This is a genomic window from Tenacibaculum larymnensis (assembly GCF_028829235.1).
Lineage (GTDB): Bacteria > Bacteroidota > Bacteroidia > Flavobacteriales > Flavobacteriaceae > Polaribacter > Polaribacter larymnensis.
Genome location: NZ_JAIWJY010000001.1, coordinates 301,154 through 320,765, shown reverse-complemented (window position 1 = coordinate 320,765; position 19,612 = coordinate 301,154). Strand labels below are relative to the sequence as shown.

Below are 19,612 nucleotides of genomic sequence, written 5' to 3'. Positions count from 1 at the left end.
TTTGAAGGTAGTCGACAAAAAACAATAAACATTACAAATACAATCATAAATTATTTAATAATTGCCAAGGCTGTTGAATTTTACCGTTTCTAATAGGTAAAATTTCTCCGAATTGTAAAAAAACAAATTCACTTTGGTGTGGTCTTAAGAACACAAAATCATCTACTTGTAAAGACTCACTTTTCGGGATATTAATCATGGTTTGATTGGTAGATGCACCAAATAAATTATTTTGTTTTATGCCTTTTGGATAGTAATAATCAGCTTTCCAAAATCCACCGTAAATAAAAGCTGACTTTTTTGTAAAAAATTGTTTTAGTTTTTCTAAACCTGGAAGCGTTGTATTTGAAAAAGTTTTTAAAACAGGAGTAGCTATAAATGCTGCTGGTTTATAGTTTTTTAAGGAAGGAATGTCAAACGTTGTAGGTTTTACAAAACATGAACCAATAGCAATATCGTTTATTGGAGAATTTTGTTCTTTATGCAATTTTAAGGTAGGACTTCCAGCTCCGTTAAAGGTTAAGTTATTATTCCATAGTTCTGGGAAATCATTTTTAATTAATTTTTTACATTGCTCGTAAAATTGATTTGCTAAATGTGATGCTTTTTTTTGAGAACGAATAATCTTTGGAAGTTTTACCACATGAGGATCATAGCCCATAAACCCTGAAAACTTCACAAAGTCTTGATTGTTTTCAATGATTGATAATCCTTTTTTTAAGGTTTCTACGGAAGAAAAACCTCCACGATGTAACCCAACATCAATTTCAATACTCAATCGCAATTTTTGATTGAGTTTTTTAGCTAAATTAACGTATTCTTCAATTCTTTTAGTAGTATCTACTAACCATTGAATTTGTGTGTACGGATTTAATCCGTTGTGTTTTTGAGGTAAGTTGTTATAAAAATATGTTGCAGTCTTTATCGGCATAGGTTTACCGAGTAAAACATCTGCTTTGTTATCTAATTGAGAGGCTAAATCTGTTAAAAAAGGTTGATGAAAAACCATCAGCTTATTTGAGTTTGTTTTTTGTAAGATATATTCAATCAATTGAACTGAAGGCAATGATTTTACTACAATTCTGAGCGAAGCATCCTTTCTAAAATTAGAAAGCGCTTCTGCAATATTTTCATCTAAAATATCTAAATCTACTAACAAACAAGGAATGGCTCGTTGATAGTTTTTTAGCTCTTTATTTAAGGTTTTAAAATAAGCATCCATAGTATTAAATACCTAACAATTTTTGGAGATACGGATTCATAAATATGTTTTCTGGATCATGTTCTTTTCTGAAAGTCATAAACTCCGTGAATTTTGGATATGCTTTTGCAATTTCTTTTGTGTTAAACGTATTCATTTTACCCCAGTGAGGTCTTCCGTCATAGGCTTTAAATACTTCTTCTAAAGCAGCAAAATAAGCACTGCTATCTTTTTTATTATATACATGGCATGCGATATAAGCAGAATCTCTATTGTAAGCAGGACTCATGTATATATCATCACCTTTAACCCAGCGATTTTCAATAGGAAAATGAATATTAAATTTCTTTGAATTGACAATTTTCTGCACATCTTTAAATACATCTTGATAAGTTTCTGCCGGAATATTGTATTCCATTTCATGAAATTTTACCATTCGTTGTGTTGCATATACTTTATGACTGTGATATACTTTTTTTACATTGCTAATACTGGCCGCAGTAATGTTAGCTACTGTTTTATTCTGTGATGGAAAAACTTTTGCAAACTCACACATTAACTTAAAAACGTGATTTTCAAGTATATATTCAGTCCAATAATTAAAAAAGTTTACTTTATCAGGTTCAGAATCTTCAACAATGTTTGAAGTTTTGGTCCAGGCAGTATTTGTATAAGGAATCCAGTAAAACTCAAAATTTCTATTTTGGGAATTTCGTTCATTTAAAGTTGCTAAAACATTGCTTAACTTCTCTTTTTTGTTTTGAAGTTTTAGTTTGTAGGCAGGTACACACTGTAAAGTAACTTCCGTAATAACTCCTAAGCACCCTAAAGATACCTGAGTAGCTTTAAATAGTTCTGTATTTTTTGTGGTGGAGCACTCAATAATTTCTCCTTTCCCATTCACAAATTTTAACCCAATAACTTGGTTACTGATAGATTTAAGATTTACACCAGTTCCATGTGTTCCGGTACTTATAGCTCCTGCGATTGACTGAACGTTAATATCGCCCATATTTTCCATGGCTAATCCTTCTTTAAAAAGAAGTTCTCCTAATAAAGAAAGTTTCGTTCCTGCTTTTACAGTGGCTTGATTTTTTTCTTTATTAATTGAAATGAGTCCTTGAAAATTATCGAGAGTCACCAATATTTCATCAGTACTACATAAAGAAGTAAAAGAATGTCCAGAACCAATAACTCGAATTTTTTGGTTAAATCGAATAGCTTTTAAAACAAGTTGCTGAATTTCATTTTCCGAATGAGGAAATGCAACAGCAGATGGGCTCCACTGTACATTTTCTGCCCAGTTTTTCATAATACCTTGAACTAATAGAGGTTAATAGCAAGGTAAGATAGCAAAAAATAAAAAAGGATTATAAAACCATTAAATTACAACCACGAATATCAGAGTTATCAAAACGACCAATAATTTCAAAACTGTTGTCTTGATATACTTTTCCTAAATCTTGTGTAGCGATGAAAGAACAAGAGTTATAGTTAGCTAAATCAATCACATTAATTCCACCAGATCTTCCTTTAGGTAAAATAGTTAAGGCATCTTCTGTATCACGAGTTAATATTTGCATCCAAGGAGGACAGTTAAAAATACCGTTTCCTTTTGAATATCCTTGACTTAACAACTCTGTCATTCCATATTCAGAATGAATTGTATTTACACCAAAACCATTACTTAAAATTGTGTGTAATTCGTTACGAATAAGTTCTTTTCTTCTTCCTTTCATTCCACCAGTTTCCATAATAATGGTATTGGATAGATTGAATTCATACTGCTCAATTAAATCTAATAAAGCAAAAGAAACACCAATTAATAATACTTTCTTGTTTTGTTTATCTAATTGTATGAGTTTTTTAGCAAGTTCGTCAAGGTTATTAAGATAAAAACCACTTTCAGAATGGTTAGAACGCTTAATTAAATCATCAACCATATAAATTAAAGAAGATCCTTTTCGCTCAAGGTAATTAGGCAGTAAAGCTAACACAACATAGTCTTCAATATTTCCGTAAAAATGCTTAAAACCTTTTAAGTAACTGGTTTCATACCAAGACAAATCAGTAACTAAATGTTTACTAGTTGTACTTCCCGTAGTTCCAGAGCTTGTAAAAGTTTCTTGGATTTCACCTGTTGATGAAAGTACTTCTCTAGTTTTAAAAAACTGAATAGGTAAGAAGGGGATTTGTTCAATAGTATGTACATCGGATGGATGAACGTATATCAAATCACAAAAAGAACGATATACCCTATTATTTTTAAACTGATGTTTAAAAACTTGCAGTGCAGTTTTATTAAAATCTTCTGTAGACTGTATGTTAAAAATGGTGTTTTTCATAAACTTTTACAAAAGTAAGAGTATTCGACGCAACCTTTTAAACTTTTTTTCATCTAGTATATAAACCATGGAAAATTAAAATAATAATAACCCCCAATTATATATGTCATGAAAAAAATTTTAATCCTTTTTTTAAGTGTATTTACGTTTTATTCTTGTTTAGATGATGACGGCCCTAATGTTAGGTATGAGTTTTTAAAGGTTGATAGTGCCACAACCCCTGAAAGTTTTACATTCGGAGAAGTTGATACAATTAAGATAAAGTATACGTTACCCAACAGCTGCTACTCTTTTAATGGTTTGTATTACCAAAAAGTAGATACAACTAGAATTGTAGCTGGTACAGCAATAGTAGCTCTTGATGTTGCTTGTACTGAAGAAGAGAGACAAGAAGAATATGCTTTTCCTGTTGAGGCAACTCAAGAAGAAGATTATGTTTTTAAGTTTTGGAAAGGTAAAAATACTGAAGGAGAAGATGTATACGAAGAAGTGGTAATTCCAGTAAATTTGTAACATCAATTTAGAAAAACTCATACAAGGATGCTGTCATCAAAATATCACAGCGCAAGCTCAAGTTTACCAGTTGTTTTCTGGTAAACTTTTTGCGCTGTGTTTAAAGTACTCTCGTAATTATCAAGATGCGGAAGATACGTTACAAGATAGTTTTTTAACTATTTTTAAAAAGATGCCTCAATATCAACATAAAGGATCTTTTGAAGGATGGATGAAGAGAATAACCATAAATACAGCATTACAAAAGTATAGAGAAAAATCACCTTTGCATTTAGTTTCAGAAGCACCTGATGATGAAATAGTAGAAGAAGTGGAGCTTGAAACTGAAAAAGTGAATGTTGATATTTTATTAGAACTAATTCAAAGTTTACCGGACAGGTATCGTTTAGTTTTTAACTTGTATGTGTTAGATAATTATTCACATAAAGAAATAGCAGAGTTATTAAATATTTCTGTAGGAACATCAAAATCAAATTTATCAAGAGCAAGACAGATATTGAAAAATGAAATGGAACTATATCAAGCAAAAGAGGAAAAAGCATAACTGATGGAAGAAAAAAACATCGATAGACTGTTTCAAGAAAAATTTAAAGATTTGGAGGTAACTCCAAATGAAAGAGTATGGAATGCTATTGAAGAAAAGCTCCAAAAAAAGAAAAAAAATCGAGTTTTTCCTATTTGGTGGTTTTCAGGAGGGGTTGCTGCTGTGCTTGTTTTTGGGCTTTTATTTTATCCTTACGTTAAGGATGAAGAAAATATAGAGGATATAGATGCTATTATTGTTGAAACACCTAAGTTTGCACCCGAAAAAAAATCGAGTAAAAAAGAGGAGTTAAAAGACAATTTATTAAAAGAGCCAACAGAAGAAAATATAGAAGAAACACTTATTGTAAAAAAAGAAACGAAAAAGAAAAATGTATTGAAAGAAAAGCTTCATGAAAATGAAGTTTTAACCGCTAATCATGTTGTGAAGGTTAGCAAAAAAGAGTTGCATGGAAAGGATAGCAACAACACGTCAAGTAGAGTAGTTGAAGGGGCTTTGCTGGATAATAATGATGTTGTGAAACAAGTGCAACTTACTGGCAAGCTTGAAAATAGCTTGCCAGTTTTTAAAAAGAAAGAAAATACCTTTTTGAAAAAAGAAAATGATACGATTAATCAGGTTCTGAAACCTAAAAAAGACTTTTTAGCAGTTGTAAATGGTGAAGAAGAAGAAAATGAAGAGGAAAAAATAAATAAACTATGGACCGTTTCACCAACTGTAGCGGTATTAAACTCAAATTCGTTTTCTAAATCATCTCCAATAGACGCGAGTTTATCAAATTCAACAAAAGGAAATATAAGCTATTCGTATGGAGTTCAAGTAGCATATCAGTTGAATAAAAAATGGACACTTCAATCTGGAATACATTTACAGGAAATGGGATTTTCTAATAATAATGTAGCTGTAAACCCAGTAAAATCAAGTAGTTCTAATGTAGCTTTTAGTTCAGGAGAAAGTTACGCGCTAAATGATACATCTCAAACAGGTTTTAGTACAAGCTCTGTATCTATAAGTTCAGGAAGCCTCGATGGTGAGTTGAATCAAAGTTATGGGTATATTGAGGTTCCAGTAGAAGTTAAGTACAGTGTATTAGAAGGAAAGAAGTTAAAAACACAAGTAGTTGTTGGTTTTAGTTCCTTGTTTTTAAATAAGAATGATGTGAATTTAAAAACAACTGCTTTTTCAACTTCAGGAGAAGCAAATAACTTAAATGACATTAACTTTAGTGGAAATTTAGGGATAGATCTTAATTATAAGTTCAGTAAAAAATGGTCTTTAAATATTAATCCAATGTTAAAAACCCAATTAAATACATTTAAAAATGATTCAAATGGGTTTCAGCCCTATTTTATAGGTGTTTATACAGGTTTAAGCTACCAGTTTTAATCGTTATAAATCTTAATAATTAAATCACCTTTATCGTTCATTGAAGCTCTGTACATTCCAGCAGTGTTAAATTCAAAAGACATATTTCCATTTTTATCTAAGGCAACTACACCACCAGTTCCACCAAGCTTGGTTAATTTGTTTTGAATAACATCTTTAGTAGCTTCTTTTAATGATTTTTGTTGATATTCCATTTGAGCAGAAATATCATAAGCTACTTGAGATCGTATAAAGTATTCACCCCAACCAGTTGAAGAAACACCACAAGTTTTATTATTTGCATAAGTACCCGAACCAATAATAGGAGAATCTCCAATACGTCCCCAACGTTTGTTAGTCATTCCTCCTGTAGAAGTTCCCGCAGTGATATTTCCATTTTTATCTAAGGCTACACAACCTACAGTACCAAACTTACTATTTTTAATATCAGCATCATAAAATGAAGCCTCTTTATCATTATGATCTAATGCTGTTTTTTCTTTGTCTTTAATTCGTTGTAAAGATTTAAAGCGATTTTCGGTATAAAAATAACTCGGGTCTACAATTTCTAACCCTTGTTCTTTAGCAAACTGAGAAGCACCAGAACCAGATAACATAACATGATCTGAGTTTGTCATTACTATTCTAGCAGCTTCAATAGGGCTTTTTATATCTTTTACTCCAGCTACTGCACCAGCGTTCAGTGTTTTTCCATCCATAAAAGAAGCATCTAATTCATTAGTTTCATCATGTGTAAACACAGCACCTTTTCCTGCATTAAACAAAGGAGATTCTTCCATTACTTGAATGGTTTTTACAACAGCATCACCACTAGAACCACCATTTTTTAAAATCTCATATCCAGTTCTAATTGCTTCTTCCAACTTAGTTTTATAAGCAGCTTCTTTTTCTGGAGTCATGTTCTTTTTTAGTATAGTTCCAGCACCTCCATGAATAATAATTGCAAATTCATTTATAGGAGTGTCTTTTTGTTCATTAGAAGTTTTTTTAGGTGTATCACATGCCGATAAAAACAACAGTAAAGAAAGTAGTAGGTAAATGTTTTTCATGATTATTTGTTAATTTTTAAACAAAAACAACACTGTTTGTTTAATTTATTAATTGTAAAATTATTCGTAGTTTTGAGCTCTAAATTTAAACAACTAAAATTACAATATAAAATATGGCAGATTTTGGTATCAAAGAAGCATTAGCTACTTTAGGATTAAAAGAGATAAATGAAGGAACTTCAACAGGTTCAGTAAACTTTTCAAACGGTGAAATTATAGAATCATATTCACCAGTAGATGGAAAGTTAATAGGAAAAGTAAAAGCTTCTACCAAAGAAGATTACGAAAAAGTGATGGATGCTGCTACTTCAGCATTTAAAAGCTGGAGAACAATGCCTGCACCTCAACGTGGAGAAATTGTACGTCAATTTGGAAACAAATTAAGAGAGTTAAAAGAGCCGTTAGGTAAGTTGGTTTCTTATGAAATGGGAAAATCTTACCAAGAAGGTTTAGGTGAGGTTCAAGAAATGATTGATATCTGTGATTTTGCTGTAGGTTTATCTCGTCAATTAAACGGACAAGTAATTCCTTCAGAAAGACCAGGACACGTAATGAGAGAGCAATGGCACCCATTAGGAGTTGTTGGTATTATATCTGCATTTAACTTCCCAGTTGCTGTTTGGTCTTGGAACACAGCTTTAGCATGGATTTGTGGTAACGTATGTGTATGGAAAGGTTCAGAAAAAGCACCTTTATGTTCAGTTGCTTGCCAAAATATTATAGCTGAGGTTTTAAAAGCTAACAATTTACCAGAAGGAATTTCTTGTATTGTTAATGGAGATTATAAAGTTGGTGAATACATTACTGAAGATGCACGTATTCCTTTAGTATCGGCTACTGGTTCTACAAGAATGGGACGTATTGTTGGTGCTAAAGTTGCTGAGCGTTTTGGTAAGTCTTTATTAGAGTTAGGAGGAAACAATGCAATTATCATTACTCCAACTGCTGACTTAAAAGTAGTAGTTCCTGGTGCTGTATTTGGAGCTGTAGGTACTTGTGGTCAACGTTGTACTTCAACACGTCGTTTAATCATTCACGAATCTGTATATGATAAAGTAAGAGATGCGATTGTTGGAGCTTACGGTCAAATTAAGATTGGAAATCCATTAGATGAAAATAATCACGTTGGACCATTAATTGATAAAGATTCAGTAAATACCTATTTAGCTGCTATTGAAAAAGCAAAAGCTGAAGGAGGTAAAGTATTAGTTGAAGGAGGTGTTTTAGAAGGTGAAGGTTACGAAAGTGGTTGTTATGTTAAGCCAGCAATTATTGAAGCTGAAAATCACTTTGAAATTGTTCAACATGAAACATTTGCTCCAATTTTATACTTAATGAAGTATTCAGGAGATGTTGAAAACGCTATTGAATTACAAAACGGAGTTGCACAAGGATTATCTTCTTCAATCATGACAAGCGAAATGAAAGAAGCTGAAAAATTCTTATCATTTGCAGGATCAGATTGTGGTATTGCTAATGTAAATATTGGTACTTCTGGTGCTGAAATTGGTGGAGCTTTTGGTGGTGAAAAAGAAACAGGTGGTGGACGTGAGTCTGGATCTGATGCTTGGAAAGTATACATGCGTCGTCAAACAAATACTGTAAATTACTCTGATGAATTACCATTAGCACAAGGAATTAAGTTCGATTTATAAGAAAGTGCAGAGTTTTCAAAATATAAAAAGTCTCATCATTTCGATGAGACTTTTTGTTTTTAACTAAGTTGGTGGCTATACTATTTTTCTAAAGCAGCAGCAATAACTGTATAAGCTTCATGCGCTTTCGACATTTTAGCATATTCTAAAGCAGTATATCCTCTTTCTGATTTTACTTTTAATTTTGCTCCACTATCAATTAATAATTGAACAATATCTGCTTTGTTATATCTAGCAGCAAACATTAAAGGAGTTAATCCAGTAGATTTTCTGTTAATATCTGTTCCGTTTTCAACCATAGCCTTCACAGCTTCAAAGTTTCCGGCTCTAATTAATTTACAAAAAGTACTTACGTTAGGGTATTCTAGGCTAGTTTTAACAGGAGCTTCATATGAAGTTGAAGCAGCAGTAATAGTTCCGAAAGATAAAGCGATTGCTAAAGCAGTTAATACAAATTTTTTCATGATGTTAAGTTTTTATTTTAAGATTAGGTTACAGCTAAAAGACGCCTATAAAAACAAAACGTTTCAAGAAATATGCACACTTAACAATTATTTAAGATAAGGTCTTAAAAATCTCTTAATAGATTAAATATTTTTTAATAAATTAACAATCAGTAATTTAACTAACTATTAACCGAATAATAAAATCATGAATTGGTGTATATTAATTTCAATAGCAGTAGCAATAATTACCGCTATTTTAGGCTATTTACTAGGAAAGCTATCAAGTAAAAACATTAAGAAAGATGAAATAGTTCTCTTAAAAAATAAAATAGCAAAGTTAGAATCAAGTTTAAGAAACTGTAAAGAGAGTAAATCGGTATTAGAAACCGATTTAAAATTAGCAAAATCTAATATGGCACCCTCTATATCTGAAGAACAAAGAACATTTAATATAAATGAAGTTAAAAAGGTTTTTGGTAAAAAAATAAAAGAGAATGATTTAAAAATAGTAGAAGGAATTGGGCCAAAAATAGAAGAGCTTTTTCATAATTTTAATATCAATACCTGGAAGTCGTTAGCAGAAACATCTGTAGAAAAATGTCAAGAAGTATTAAAAAGCGGAGGAGATCGTTATAGAGCTCATAAACCTAATACATGGCCTAAACAAGCAAAATTAGCTTACGAAGGTAAATGGCAAGAGCTAAAAAATTGGCAAGACGATTTAGACGGAGGAAAGTAAAAGACTATAAATAAATGATAATAATCCCTTGTATTTTATAAGGGATTTTTTCTTGTATGTTTATTATAAAACAAAAAGAAATAATAAGTTTAGAATTTTCTTTTTTTATGAATTTAGAAATTCAAATCAATATTTATGACTTTTTTTTATTTTTTTAGTGTTATCAATTGTATTTATTAACGATATGAAAAAAATAACAAGCTTATCACTTCTTCTTTTTATACTTTTATTAGGTATAGGGTGTAGCAAAAACTCTAAAAAAATAACAAAAGAGAGTACGGATTTAAAAGATTACACAAAGTATGTAAACCCTTTAATTGGAACCAGTAAAATGGGACATGTTTTTCCAGGTGCAACTGCTCCTTTTGGCATGGTACAATTAAGCCCTCAAACAAATTTTGAGGTAATGTTTGATGAAGATGGGAGGTATAACAAAGAAACATATGAGTATTGTGCAGGATACCAATATAAAGACTCAACCATTATTGGTTTTGCACATACAAACTTTAGTGGAACAGGGCACGCTGATCTTGGAGACTTTTTAGTAATGCCAACTACTGGTGATTTAGTTTTAGATCCACTAAAAACGAAAGAAGGAACCAAAGGTTTTTACTCTACTTTTTCACATGATACAGAAAAAGCTTCTCCTGGGTTTTATGAGGTAAACTTAGATAGTTATAATATTAAAGCAGAGCTTACTGCAAGTGAACGTGTAGGTTTTCATCAATATACGTTTCCAAAATCAGACAACGCACACATTATTCTAGATTTAGTATACAATGTATATCATCATGACAACAAAAATGTATGGACATTTATCCGTGTTGAAAATGATTCGCTGGTAACAGGCTACAGACAAACAAAAGGATGGGCTAGAACAAAAAAAGTGTTCTTTGCTATGGAATTCTCTAAACCATTTAAAAGTTACGGACATAAAAAATACAATAAGGAAACTTATGATGGTTTTTATAGAAAGTTTAAACAAAATGAAAATTTTCCTGAAATGGCAGGAAAAGATATTAGAGCCTATTTTAATTTTGATACTGAAGAAGGAGAGAAAATTAAGGTAAAATTTGCTTTATCTCCTGTAAGTACTAATGGAGCACTTAATAATTTAAATACTGAAATTCCTAATTGGGATTTCAATAAAACAAAAGAAGAAACTAAAAATAAGTGGAATAAAGAGCTTAGCAAAATTGATGTAGAAACCATTTCAGAAAAAGACAAAACAACATTTTATACGGCTTTATATCACACAAATTTATCTCCTATTTTATATGAAGATGTCGATGGAAAATACCGTGGATTAGATCAAAATATTTATACTTCAGAAGGATTTACAAACTATACTATTTTTTCTCTTTGGGACACCTACAGAGCGTTACACCCGCTATATAATATTACGCAACCACAGCGAAATAACGATATGATAAAATCTATGTTAGCACATCATGATCAAAGCGTTCATAAAATGCTACCTATTTGGAGTCATTATGCGAATGAAAACTGGTGTATGATAGGTTATCATGCAACCTCTGTAATTGCAGATGCATTGGCAAAAAATGTAGGAAATTTTGATGTAAATCATGCACTTAAAGCTTCAACTAATACAGCTACTGTTAGGTATTTTGATGGAATAGGAGACTATATGGATTACAAATATGTTCCAGAAGATAAAAGTGGTTCATCTGTTTCAAAAACACTAGAATATGCCTATAATGATTGGTGTATTGCTCAAATAGCTACTAAAGTAGGAGATAAGGATACAGAAAATGAGTATTTAGCGAGAGCTGAATATTATAAAAACGTGTATGATCCAACGATAGGTTTTATGCGTCCTAAGTTATCTAATGGAAAGTTTAGAGAGAGTTTTGATCCGATGGATACCCACGGTCAAGGTTTTATAGAAGGAAATGCATGGAATTATGGGTTATACGTGCCTCAAAACATTGATAATATGATTGAAATGATGGGAGGTAAAGAAAAATTCAGTAAGCAATTAGATGAGCTATTTACAACCGAAATAGATGATAAATATATTGCACATCATGAAGATATTACGAGAGATGGAATTATAGGTAATTATGTACATGGTAATGAACCAGGACATCATATTCCGTATTTATATAACTGGACAGGACATCCAGAAAAAACACAACAACGTGTTCGCATGATTATGGACACAATGTATGCAGATACTGTAGAAGGTTTATGTGGAAACGACGATGCAGGGCAAATGAGTGCATGGTATATTTTTAGTAGTTTAGGTTTTTATCCAGTAACTCCAGGATCGCCTTACTATGCTTTGGGAAGCCCAAACATAAAAGAAGCGACTATTCATTTAGAAAATGGAAAAACGCTTAAAATTATGGCAAAAAACCAAAGTAAAGAAAATGTATATGTAAAAAGCGTGACCGTTAATGGTAAGAAGTTAGGCAACTTTTTGTTAAGCCATCAAGATATTGTGAATGGAGGTGAAATAGTCTTCGAAATGAGTAACAAATAAACAATATAAGCCCCTCGCAAAAAAGCGAGGGATTTTCTTTTATCTTTGTTTGTAACAACTAACGTTACTATGAAAATTATCGATCTATCCAAGCCTATTCAGTATAACAAACAAGATCCTTGGTTTATGAAAGTTAAAATAAAACATAAACCACACCATAAAGCAAAATGGCTAATTAGAATACTAGGATTACCATTCAAGCTTTTTCCTAAAAACTTTACAGGATGGGCAGATGATACAATTCAAAAAATGGGAGTACACTCCACAACTCATATTGATGCACCTTGGCATTATTCTCCAACAGTTAATGGAGAAAAAGCAAAAACGATAGATGAAGTTCCGTTAGATTGGTGTTTTGGAGAAGGTATTGTGATTGACATGAAACATAAGGTAGATTTTGATCCAATCACAGTTGAAGATATTCAACAATTTTTAGAAGAAAATCAGCTAGAAATACAACCAAATATGATTGTATTGATTAAAACAGGACGCGATAAATTTAACGGAACAAAAGACTTTCATAAAAAAGGTACTGGAGTAAGTGCAAAAGCAACTGAGTGGTTGATTGATCAAGGAATTAAAGTGATGGGAATTGATGCTTGGGGATGGGATTTACCACTTCCGTACATGATTCAAAAAGCAAAAGAAACTAATAACTCTGAATTGTTCTGGGAAGGGCATTTAGTAGGACAAAACAAGGAGTATTGTCATATGGAACAATTGGTAAACTTAGATGTATTACCGTTAACTGGATTTAAAGTAGCGGTATTTCCGCTAAAAATTGTAGGAGCTTCAGCTGCTCCAGCAAGAGTGGTTGCTATGTTAGAATAAAAAACGATGAAAGATATTAACTTCATATTTTTACTATTAGCTCTAGTAGCTGAAGTTATTGGAACAATAGGTGGCTTCGGATCATCAGTTTTCTTTGTTCCGTTAGGAAATTTTTATTTCGATTTTTATTCCGTTTTAGGGCTTACAGCTATTTTTCATTTGTCGAGTAATGTGAGTAAAATTTTTTTGTTTAAAAAAGGATTAGATAAGAAATTGTTGATAAACATCGGAATTCCTTCAGTCGTTTTTGTGATTTTAGGAGGAATATTATCAAAACATCTAAACAGTACATATTTAGAAATATTTTTAGGACTGTTTTTAGTTGCATTTAGTGCTTTCTTCCTGATTAAAAGTAAGTTTACTATTTCTCCAAACAGAAAAAATGCTATTGTAGGAGGTTCTTTTTCAGGGTTTTCTGCTGGATTGTTAGGTACCGGTGGAGCTATTAGAGGTTTAACTATGGCAGCTTTTAATTTAGAAAAAAGTGTGTTTATAGCAACTTCGGCTTTTATAGATTTTATGATTGATTTTTCAAGAACATTTGTCTACTACAACAACGGTTATATTCATGACCATGATTTAAAATATGTGCCTTTTTTATTCGTAATAGGGCTAGTAGGGTCATTTTTAGGAAAGAAAATATTAGCATATATACCACAGTCAAAATTTAGAAAACTATCGTTGTCTTTTATTCTGTTAATTGGAATAGTTACAATTGTACAATTAGTGTTGAGGTAGAATTTCGAGGCATGAATTCTTTAAAGAATAAATTGATATGAAAAAGAGAATATTTGGTGAAATAGAAGGAGTTTTAGAAGGAGATACTTTTAAAAACAGAATAGACCTTTCTATTTCTAAAGTTCATAGACCAACTCAAGCTGGAATTAGTGGCTCTGAAAATGAAGGATCAGATTCAATTGTAATTTCTGGTGGATATGAGGATGATGAAGATTTAGGTGATATTATTATATATACAGGTCACGGAGGCAGAAGTAATAATTCTAAAATTCAAGTTGCTGACCAAACTTTAACAAGAGGTAATAAAGCATTAGCTATTTCTTGTGAAAATCAATTACCCGTGAGGGTAATAAGGGGATATGATAAGGATTCAAAGTTTTCTCCAGAAGAAGGGTATAGATATGATGGTCTTTTTTTAGTTAAAGACTATTGGCATGATAAAGGTAAAAGTGGTTATGTAATTTGGAGATTTAGATTAGAAAAAATGATAAATCAAGCACGGCGACTAAATGAAGAAGAAAATAATATAATTAATGAACCAGATTCAAATTATAATTCAACGAGGCGTCAAGAGTATATTACAAATAGAGTTATTAGAGAAACTAAGGTAGCCAAATATGTAAAAAAAATGTATGATGATACTTGCCAAGTTTGTGGAATTCAAATAAAAAGTCAGATAAAGAGTTATTCTGAGGCTGCACATATTAAAGCTCTAGGTAAGCCGCATGATGGACCAGATACTAAAGAAAATATCCTATGTTTATGTCCTAACCACCATATAATGTTTGACCTAGGAATTATATCAATTGATGATGACTTTAATATTCTAGGAGTAGATAGAGGTCCTTTAAAAGTGCACCCAAAGCATGTTCTTGATAAAGAACTTATTAAATATCATAGAGAACATCACTATAAAAAACTTAGCTAATTTTTTGTAATAAAAAATTGTTAATTATACTTCACTTTACGTATTACACGCATGGCTTCTTTGTATTTAATATAGGTAGTTTTATCTTCTAAGTTTTTGATATAATTTTTTGCTTTTTTAAGTTGTAGAGGAGCACTTTCAAAACCGTTTAAATAACAAATTAAATAGGAGGTGGGTAATCGATATACATCTTCATGTTCTATAACCGAAAGTGGTTTCTTTTTTACAATTTTAGCAACAATACTATTATTGTTTTTATAAATAAGCTGTAAAATATCGTTATGATACTGAGGAGCTTCAAAGAGAAATTCGGTTACAATGTCATGCTTTCCGTTATCTTTAAAATTGATAATCGTTTTTTCTAACGGATAACGTTTTTCACTCTTATCAATCCCTAAAACAATGTACTCAGTAATAATAAATGATTGTTCGTTATAATTAATTTGTACATCATCTAACGAAGAAAAAAACAAACGTACTTGTTCGTTTATTAATTCAATATCAACTCGTGTAAAAAACTCTTCATTATTTATAATCTTCTTCTTTCCAGCCCAACAAAGCACAAACTGTTCGTTAAACACCTTGTATTGCGGATTATATTCTGGTTTATGCCTTTCAATAAAATCAAAAACACCATCGAGTGTGAGCTGTATATTATTACTTGCATTCTTTTCAATAGCTTCAACAATAGCCTTGTTGTTGTTTTTAATAATAAAGTTTTTCTCAGCAGGCATAGAGTTACTACCTCTACGATAAAAAATTGTTCCTCTACGATACTTCCAGGCATTTTTAGATAAAGAGGTAATTAATTTGGTAGGATAAATAGTTACCAAACCAATTACCTTATGACGTTGTAAACGAGGAAAAGGAACGTTTTCATACTCTATTTTAGGTGGGTTATTCAGATAAGCATTTACTAAATTTTGAATTTTACTATCATCATAAAAATCTACACCAATAATTTTATTTTCTTCATCTTCAATACCAATAACAATGTAAGAATTATTGTTAGGGTTTGAATTAGAAAGGGCGCAAACGTGTTTTATAAACTTAGCTTTTCCTTCTTTAGAACCTAAGGATAACTTTTGTTTTTTATCATAAAAACTATTTTCATCGTTATGAGACAGTAAGTTTTTAATTAAAAGACGTTTGTTAATCACAACTTAAGCATTTTTGTTCACAATAGTTGCACTAGCTTGGGCTGTTGGATATACAATTAAATCTTCAATATTAACATGGTACGGACGTGTAACTACAAAGTGAATAATATCTGCAATATCTTCAGGTTGTAGTGCTTTGTAGCCTTGATATACGGTTTTAGCTCTTTCAGAATCTCCTTTAAAACGAACGTCAGAAAATTCTGTTTCTACCAACCCAGGATGAATAGCGCTTACGCGAATATTATGTTGATTCAAATCTATACGCATTCCTTTACTTAAAGCGTTTACAGCAAACTTTGATGCACAATACACATTTCCATTAGGGTACACATCTTTTCCTGCAATAGAACCAATATTTACAATAAAGCCGTTGTTACGCTCTACCATTTGAGGAATAATTGCTTTTGAAACATATAAAAGACCTTTTACGTTTCCGTCAATCATGGCATCCCAATCGTCAATATTTCCATTTTGAATGCTATCTAATCCATGAGCATTACCAGCATTGTTAATAAGAATATCAATATGTTTAAATTCATCAGGTAAACTATTAATAGCATTTTGTACTTCTTCATTATAACGAACATCAAACGGAAGTATATGTACTTTGGTAAATTGAGATAGTTCTTGTTGAAGCTTTTGAAGCTTTTCTATACGTCTACCACAAATAATTAAGTTAATGTTATTCTTAGCAAAAAGTTGAGCGGTTGCCTTACCAATACCTGAGGTTGCTCCTGTAATTAAAGCAGTTTGTTGCATGGTGTTTTGTTTTGTATAAAGGTAAAGTTTTTTATGTTAAGCCACTATTATAAAATGAAAAACCGCCCCTTACGGAGCGGTTCCTTTTAGTTGGCTACTACACCAACCAAAAATCAACTAACCAAACTTTATTTTTATTTCCTTTTCGGAACTGTTTCTCTTTCTATTTTAGTACGCTTTCTACCACTATTTCTTACAGCTGGTTTAGCAGTACTTGTTTTTTCTCCTTTAAGATATTGTATAAAACCTCTTCCAGAAAAAACATATGTTGTTTGTGAACTAACATGGTATAACCTTATTGTTTCGTCATTTATAACGGTTAAATCAAACTCTTCAGTATCTCCGTTATCATAATTAAGTGTTAAATATTTTAAATTTTCTTCACCCTGAACATCACGAACTATATAGCTCCCTTTAAAGTCCCAACTTATGTAATCAATATTTGTGCCAAAAGGGTCGTGAGACGAGTAGAATGTTACATCATTTTCAGGAGTAAACTGTAAATAATTTTCATAATCAAATGGGTTTTCAACACCATTAAATCTTTCAGTTCTTTCCCAAGCTTCAAACTCTTGTAAAAAATACTCAATATTTTCATAGAACAACATGTCATAATCAAAAGTGTTTACTTGGTAACCTACTAAATAATAACTGACATTCTGCGATAAATCATCAATTCTAATTTCATTACTAGAAAGTTGTACCACGTCAAATTCAAAGTATCCATCTATATCATGACGCGTTTCTAAAACGGTTCCATAGGTTCCATAATTACCTACAGCTATTCCAAAACCATTCCCTGTTTTACCAATATCTACAATATTGTTATTTGCATACATGGTTCCGTTTAAAAAAGAAATGGTAAATGCTCTAGATAAAAAAGGAACTTCTCCACTACCTGTTGTTCTGTGATAATCTACATACCATAAATCATAACTTGAAATATATTCGTTTAATGAAAAACCATCATCTACAATTTCATTTCTTACAACACATGACGTAAGTGTTACACTACTAATAAGTAGTACTAAAAGTAATTTTATACGTTTCATAAGCATTCGTTTTATGGTTATGCTTATAAGTTTTCAAATTACGTGCCAAAAATAAAAACACCTCAAAAAAGAGGTGTTTCAAACTATTTTATGTTAAGATCTTTATTGCATAAAAACTTTATCTTTTTTTACAATGTTTTCTACTTTAACGTAGTATGTTTCCTCTCCTTTTATATAAGAAATCATTGCTTCATTCTCTTTTAACTCAAAAGGAAATTTTTCTTCTGAAACATTAGGAGTATTTCCAAACTCTTTTTTAGGATCCGCATGTAAAATCATATCTTTTCTATCATTAGATGAGGTTTTATAACGTGCAGCTATATATTGTTTGTCGTTATGTTGCTCAACAACAGCTTCAGTTATCTTGTTTTGAAAATATACTTTTTGAAAATTAACAGGTTTTTCAGCAGTGAAATTGATAATTAAGTTAGTAGAATTATAACTACCTTTTACTCCTCCTGTTACATGAGAATAACTTGCTGATTCTATTTTGAAAGGATGATTATTTTCCATTTTTACACTTGCGCATTTCGTAAAGCTTAAAGCTAAAATTAAGATTCCAATTAATTTCATAGAGTTGTTTTTTAATGTTTAAATTTAGACATTCAAGGAGTGTGCCAAGTCACAAATATAATCAGATTTATATGATATTGAATTTCAGTTACTGGGAACTAAAAGAATGGTTTACAAATATTGATTTTACTGTAGTAGGAAGTGGAATTGTGGGATTAAATTGTGCGCTACAGTTACGAGAAAAACACCCCAAGGCAAAAATTATAGTTTTAGAAAAAGGAATGTTACCACAAGGAGCTAGTACTAAAAATGCAGGTTTTGCTTGTTTTGGAAGCTTATCAGAATTAATTGATGATTTACAAACGCATACAGAAGAAGAGGTTTTTAACTTGGTAAAAAAACGATGGGAAGGGTTACAGCTTTTAAGAACTACGTTAGGTGATAAAAACATCGATTTCCAACAAAATAAAGGTTATGAATTGTTTTTAACAAACAAGTTATATGAATCTTGTTTGGATAAAAAAGAAGCTATTAACAAGCTTTTACAACCATTATTTAATTCAGATGTTTTTACGGTAGATTATAATAAGTTTAGCTTTCAAAACATCCATGAAAACTACATAACTAATCAATTTGAAGGTCAAATTGATACTGGTAAAATGGCTGCAAAGTTGTTAGAAAAGGTATTGTCTTCAGGAATAAAAATTATTAACAACATTCAAGTTGAAAAATTTATTGAAAGCAATGAGCAAGTAGTGGTTGAAACAAACCAAATTACATTTAACACAAAAAGGCTATTTATTGCTACCAATGGCTTCGCAAATGAATTGTTAAATGAAAATGTAAAACCAGCAAGAGCACAAGTATTAATTACGAAGCCAATTAAAGATCTACATATCAAAGGAACTTTTCACTTAGATAAAGGATATTATTATTTTAGAAATATTGATAATAGAATTTTGTTTGGAGGAGGAAGAAACCTTGATTTTAAAGGAGAAGAAACGACTGAATTTGGACAAACTACGCTTATTCAAAACAAACTAGAAGAAGTCTTAAAGACAACAATTTTACCAAATACTAAATTTGAAATAGAGCATCGTTGGAGTGGAATTATGGGAGTTGGAAATCAGAAAAAAACTATTGTAAAACAGCTTTCAAGTAATGTGTTTTGCGGAGTTCGTTTAGGTGGAATGGGTGTTGCTATAGGTAGTTTAGTAGGCAAGGAATTAGCTGAACTTATGGATTAA

Annotated in this window: 19 protein-coding genes; 10 read left to right on the top strand and 9 right to left on the bottom strand. The window is 31.1% G+C overall.

Annotated elements, in window-relative coordinates; translation table 11 throughout:
- Positions 1–43: 43 nt before the first annotated feature.
- Genes LCI24_RS01515 through LCI24_RS01505 form a run of 3 tightly spaced genes read right to left on the bottom strand, consistent with a single transcriptional unit; the run spans position 44 to position 3,546 of the window.
- A complete protein-coding gene (locus LCI24_RS01515) occupies positions 44–1,222 on the bottom strand; it encodes an alanine racemase (protein ID WP_274638834.1) in 1,179 nt (392 codons plus the stop codon).
- Between the two features lie 4 nt (positions 1,223–1,226).
- Positions 1,227–2,513 (bottom strand): D-arabinono-1,4-lactone oxidase, encoded by a 1,287-nt coding sequence (locus LCI24_RS01510; RefSeq protein ID WP_274638833.1) that lies wholly within the window; start codon positions 2,511–2,513, stop codon positions 1,227–1,229.
- A gap of 58 nt (positions 2,514–2,571) precedes the next feature.
- On the bottom strand, positions 2,572–3,546 hold the full coding sequence (locus LCI24_RS01505) for a LuxE/PaaK family acyltransferase (RefSeq protein WP_274638832.1): 975 nt from the start codon (positions 3,544–3,546) through the stop codon (positions 2,572–2,574).
- Between the two features lie 108 nt (positions 3,547–3,654).
- Between LCI24_RS01505 and LCI24_RS01500 the strand changes: the two genes are divergently transcribed.
- Genes LCI24_RS01500 through LCI24_RS01490 form a run of 3 tightly spaced genes read left to right on the top strand, consistent with a single transcriptional unit; the run spans position 3,655 to position 5,989 of the window.
- On the top strand, positions 3,655–4,059 hold the full coding sequence (locus tag LCI24_RS01500) for a hypothetical protein (protein ID WP_274638831.1): 405 nt from the start codon (positions 3,655–3,657) through the stop codon (positions 4,057–4,059).
- On the top strand, positions 4,052–4,603 hold the full coding sequence (locus tag LCI24_RS01495; RefSeq protein WP_313812724.1) for an RNA polymerase sigma factor: 552 nt from the start codon (positions 4,052–4,054) through the stop codon (positions 4,601–4,603). Before LCI24_RS01500 ends, LCI24_RS01495 begins: the two co-directional genes overlap by 8 nt.
- Positions 4,604–4,606: 3 nt before the next feature.
- On the top strand, positions 4,607–5,989 hold the full coding sequence (locus LCI24_RS01490; RefSeq protein WP_274638830.1) for an outer membrane beta-barrel protein: 1,383 nt from the start codon (positions 4,607–4,609) through the stop codon (positions 5,987–5,989).
- On the opposite strand, the gene LCI24_RS01485 is transcribed toward LCI24_RS01490, so the two are convergent.
- Positions 5,986–7,038: an isoaspartyl peptidase/L-asparaginase family protein gene (locus tag LCI24_RS01485; RefSeq protein ID WP_274638829.1), complete on the bottom strand. Its 1,053-nt coding sequence runs from the start codon at positions 7,036–7,038 to the stop codon at positions 5,986–5,988. The genes LCI24_RS01490 and LCI24_RS01485 overlap by 4 nt on opposite strands.
- Before the next feature lie 113 nt (positions 7,039–7,151).
- Between LCI24_RS01485 and amaB the strand changes: the two genes are divergently transcribed.
- Complete coding sequence (amaB, locus tag LCI24_RS01480) at positions 7,152–8,693, top strand: L-piperidine-6-carboxylate dehydrogenase (protein ID WP_274638828.1); 1,542 nt, start codon at positions 7,152–7,154, stop codon at positions 8,691–8,693.
- A gap of 80 nt (positions 8,694–8,773) precedes the next feature.
- Here the strand turns inward: amaB and LCI24_RS01475 are convergent, their stop codons facing one another.
- On the bottom strand, positions 8,774–9,157 hold the full coding sequence (locus LCI24_RS01475) for an ankyrin repeat domain-containing protein (protein ID WP_274638827.1): 384 nt from the start codon (positions 9,155–9,157) through the stop codon (positions 8,774–8,776).
- Between the two features lie 187 nt (positions 9,158–9,344).
- On the opposite strand from LCI24_RS01475, the gene LCI24_RS01470 reads away from it, so the two are divergent.
- From LCI24_RS01470 to LCI24_RS01450, 5 genes are all read left to right on the top strand, one after another.
- On the top strand, positions 9,345–9,878 hold the full coding sequence (locus LCI24_RS01470; protein WP_274638826.1) for a hypothetical protein: 534 nt from the start codon (positions 9,345–9,347) through the stop codon (positions 9,876–9,878).
- A gap of 184 nt (positions 9,879–10,062) precedes the next feature.
- Positions 10,063–12,384: a GH92 family glycosyl hydrolase gene (locus LCI24_RS01465; RefSeq protein ID WP_274638825.1), complete on the top strand. Its 2,322-nt coding sequence runs from the start codon at positions 10,063–10,065 to the stop codon at positions 12,382–12,384.
- A gap of 69 nt (positions 12,385–12,453) precedes the next feature.
- The gene (locus tag LCI24_RS01460) at positions 12,454–13,215 is read left to right on the top strand and encodes a cyclase family protein (protein WP_274638824.1); all 762 of its coding nucleotides are present in this window, start codon (positions 12,454–12,456) and stop codon (positions 13,213–13,215) included.
- A 6-nt stretch (positions 13,216–13,221) separates the two neighbouring features.
- Positions 13,222–13,953: a sulfite exporter TauE/SafE family protein gene (locus tag LCI24_RS01455; protein ID WP_274638823.1), complete on the top strand. Its 732-nt coding sequence runs from the start codon at positions 13,222–13,224 to the stop codon at positions 13,951–13,953.
- Between the two features lie 37 nt (positions 13,954–13,990).
- Positions 13,991–14,881: a YDG/SRA domain-containing protein gene (locus LCI24_RS01450; protein ID WP_274638822.1), complete on the top strand. Its 891-nt coding sequence runs from the start codon at positions 13,991–13,993 to the stop codon at positions 14,879–14,881.
- A gap of 20 nt (positions 14,882–14,901) precedes the next feature.
- Here LCI24_RS01450 and LCI24_RS01445 read toward each other — a convergent pair whose 3' ends face one another.
- From LCI24_RS01445 to LCI24_RS01430, 4 genes are all read right to left on the bottom strand, one after another.
- The gene (locus tag LCI24_RS01445) at positions 14,902–16,041 is read right to left on the bottom strand and encodes an ATP-binding protein (protein WP_274638821.1); all 1,140 of its coding nucleotides are present in this window, start codon (positions 16,039–16,041) and stop codon (positions 14,902–14,904) included.
- A 3-nt stretch (positions 16,042–16,044) separates the two neighbouring features.
- Positions 16,045–16,800 (bottom strand): SDR family NAD(P)-dependent oxidoreductase, encoded by a 756-nt coding sequence (locus LCI24_RS01440; protein WP_274638820.1) that lies wholly within the window; start codon positions 16,798–16,800, stop codon positions 16,045–16,047.
- A gap of 134 nt (positions 16,801–16,934) precedes the next feature.
- Complete coding sequence (locus LCI24_RS01435; protein ID WP_274638819.1) at positions 16,935–17,852, bottom strand: hypothetical protein; 918 nt, start codon at positions 17,850–17,852, stop codon at positions 16,935–16,937.
- 102 nt (positions 17,853–17,954) lie between these two features.
- A complete protein-coding gene (locus LCI24_RS01430) occupies positions 17,955–18,425 on the bottom strand; it encodes a hypothetical protein (protein ID WP_274638818.1) in 471 nt (156 codons plus the stop codon).
- A 77-nt stretch (positions 18,426–18,502) separates the two neighbouring features.
- Here LCI24_RS01430 and LCI24_RS01425 point away from each other — a divergent pair, with 77 nt between their 5' ends.
- Positions 18,503–19,612, top strand: a complete 1,110-nt coding sequence (locus tag LCI24_RS01425) for an NAD(P)/FAD-dependent oxidoreductase (RefSeq protein ID WP_274639062.1) — start codon at positions 18,503–18,505, stop codon at positions 19,610–19,612.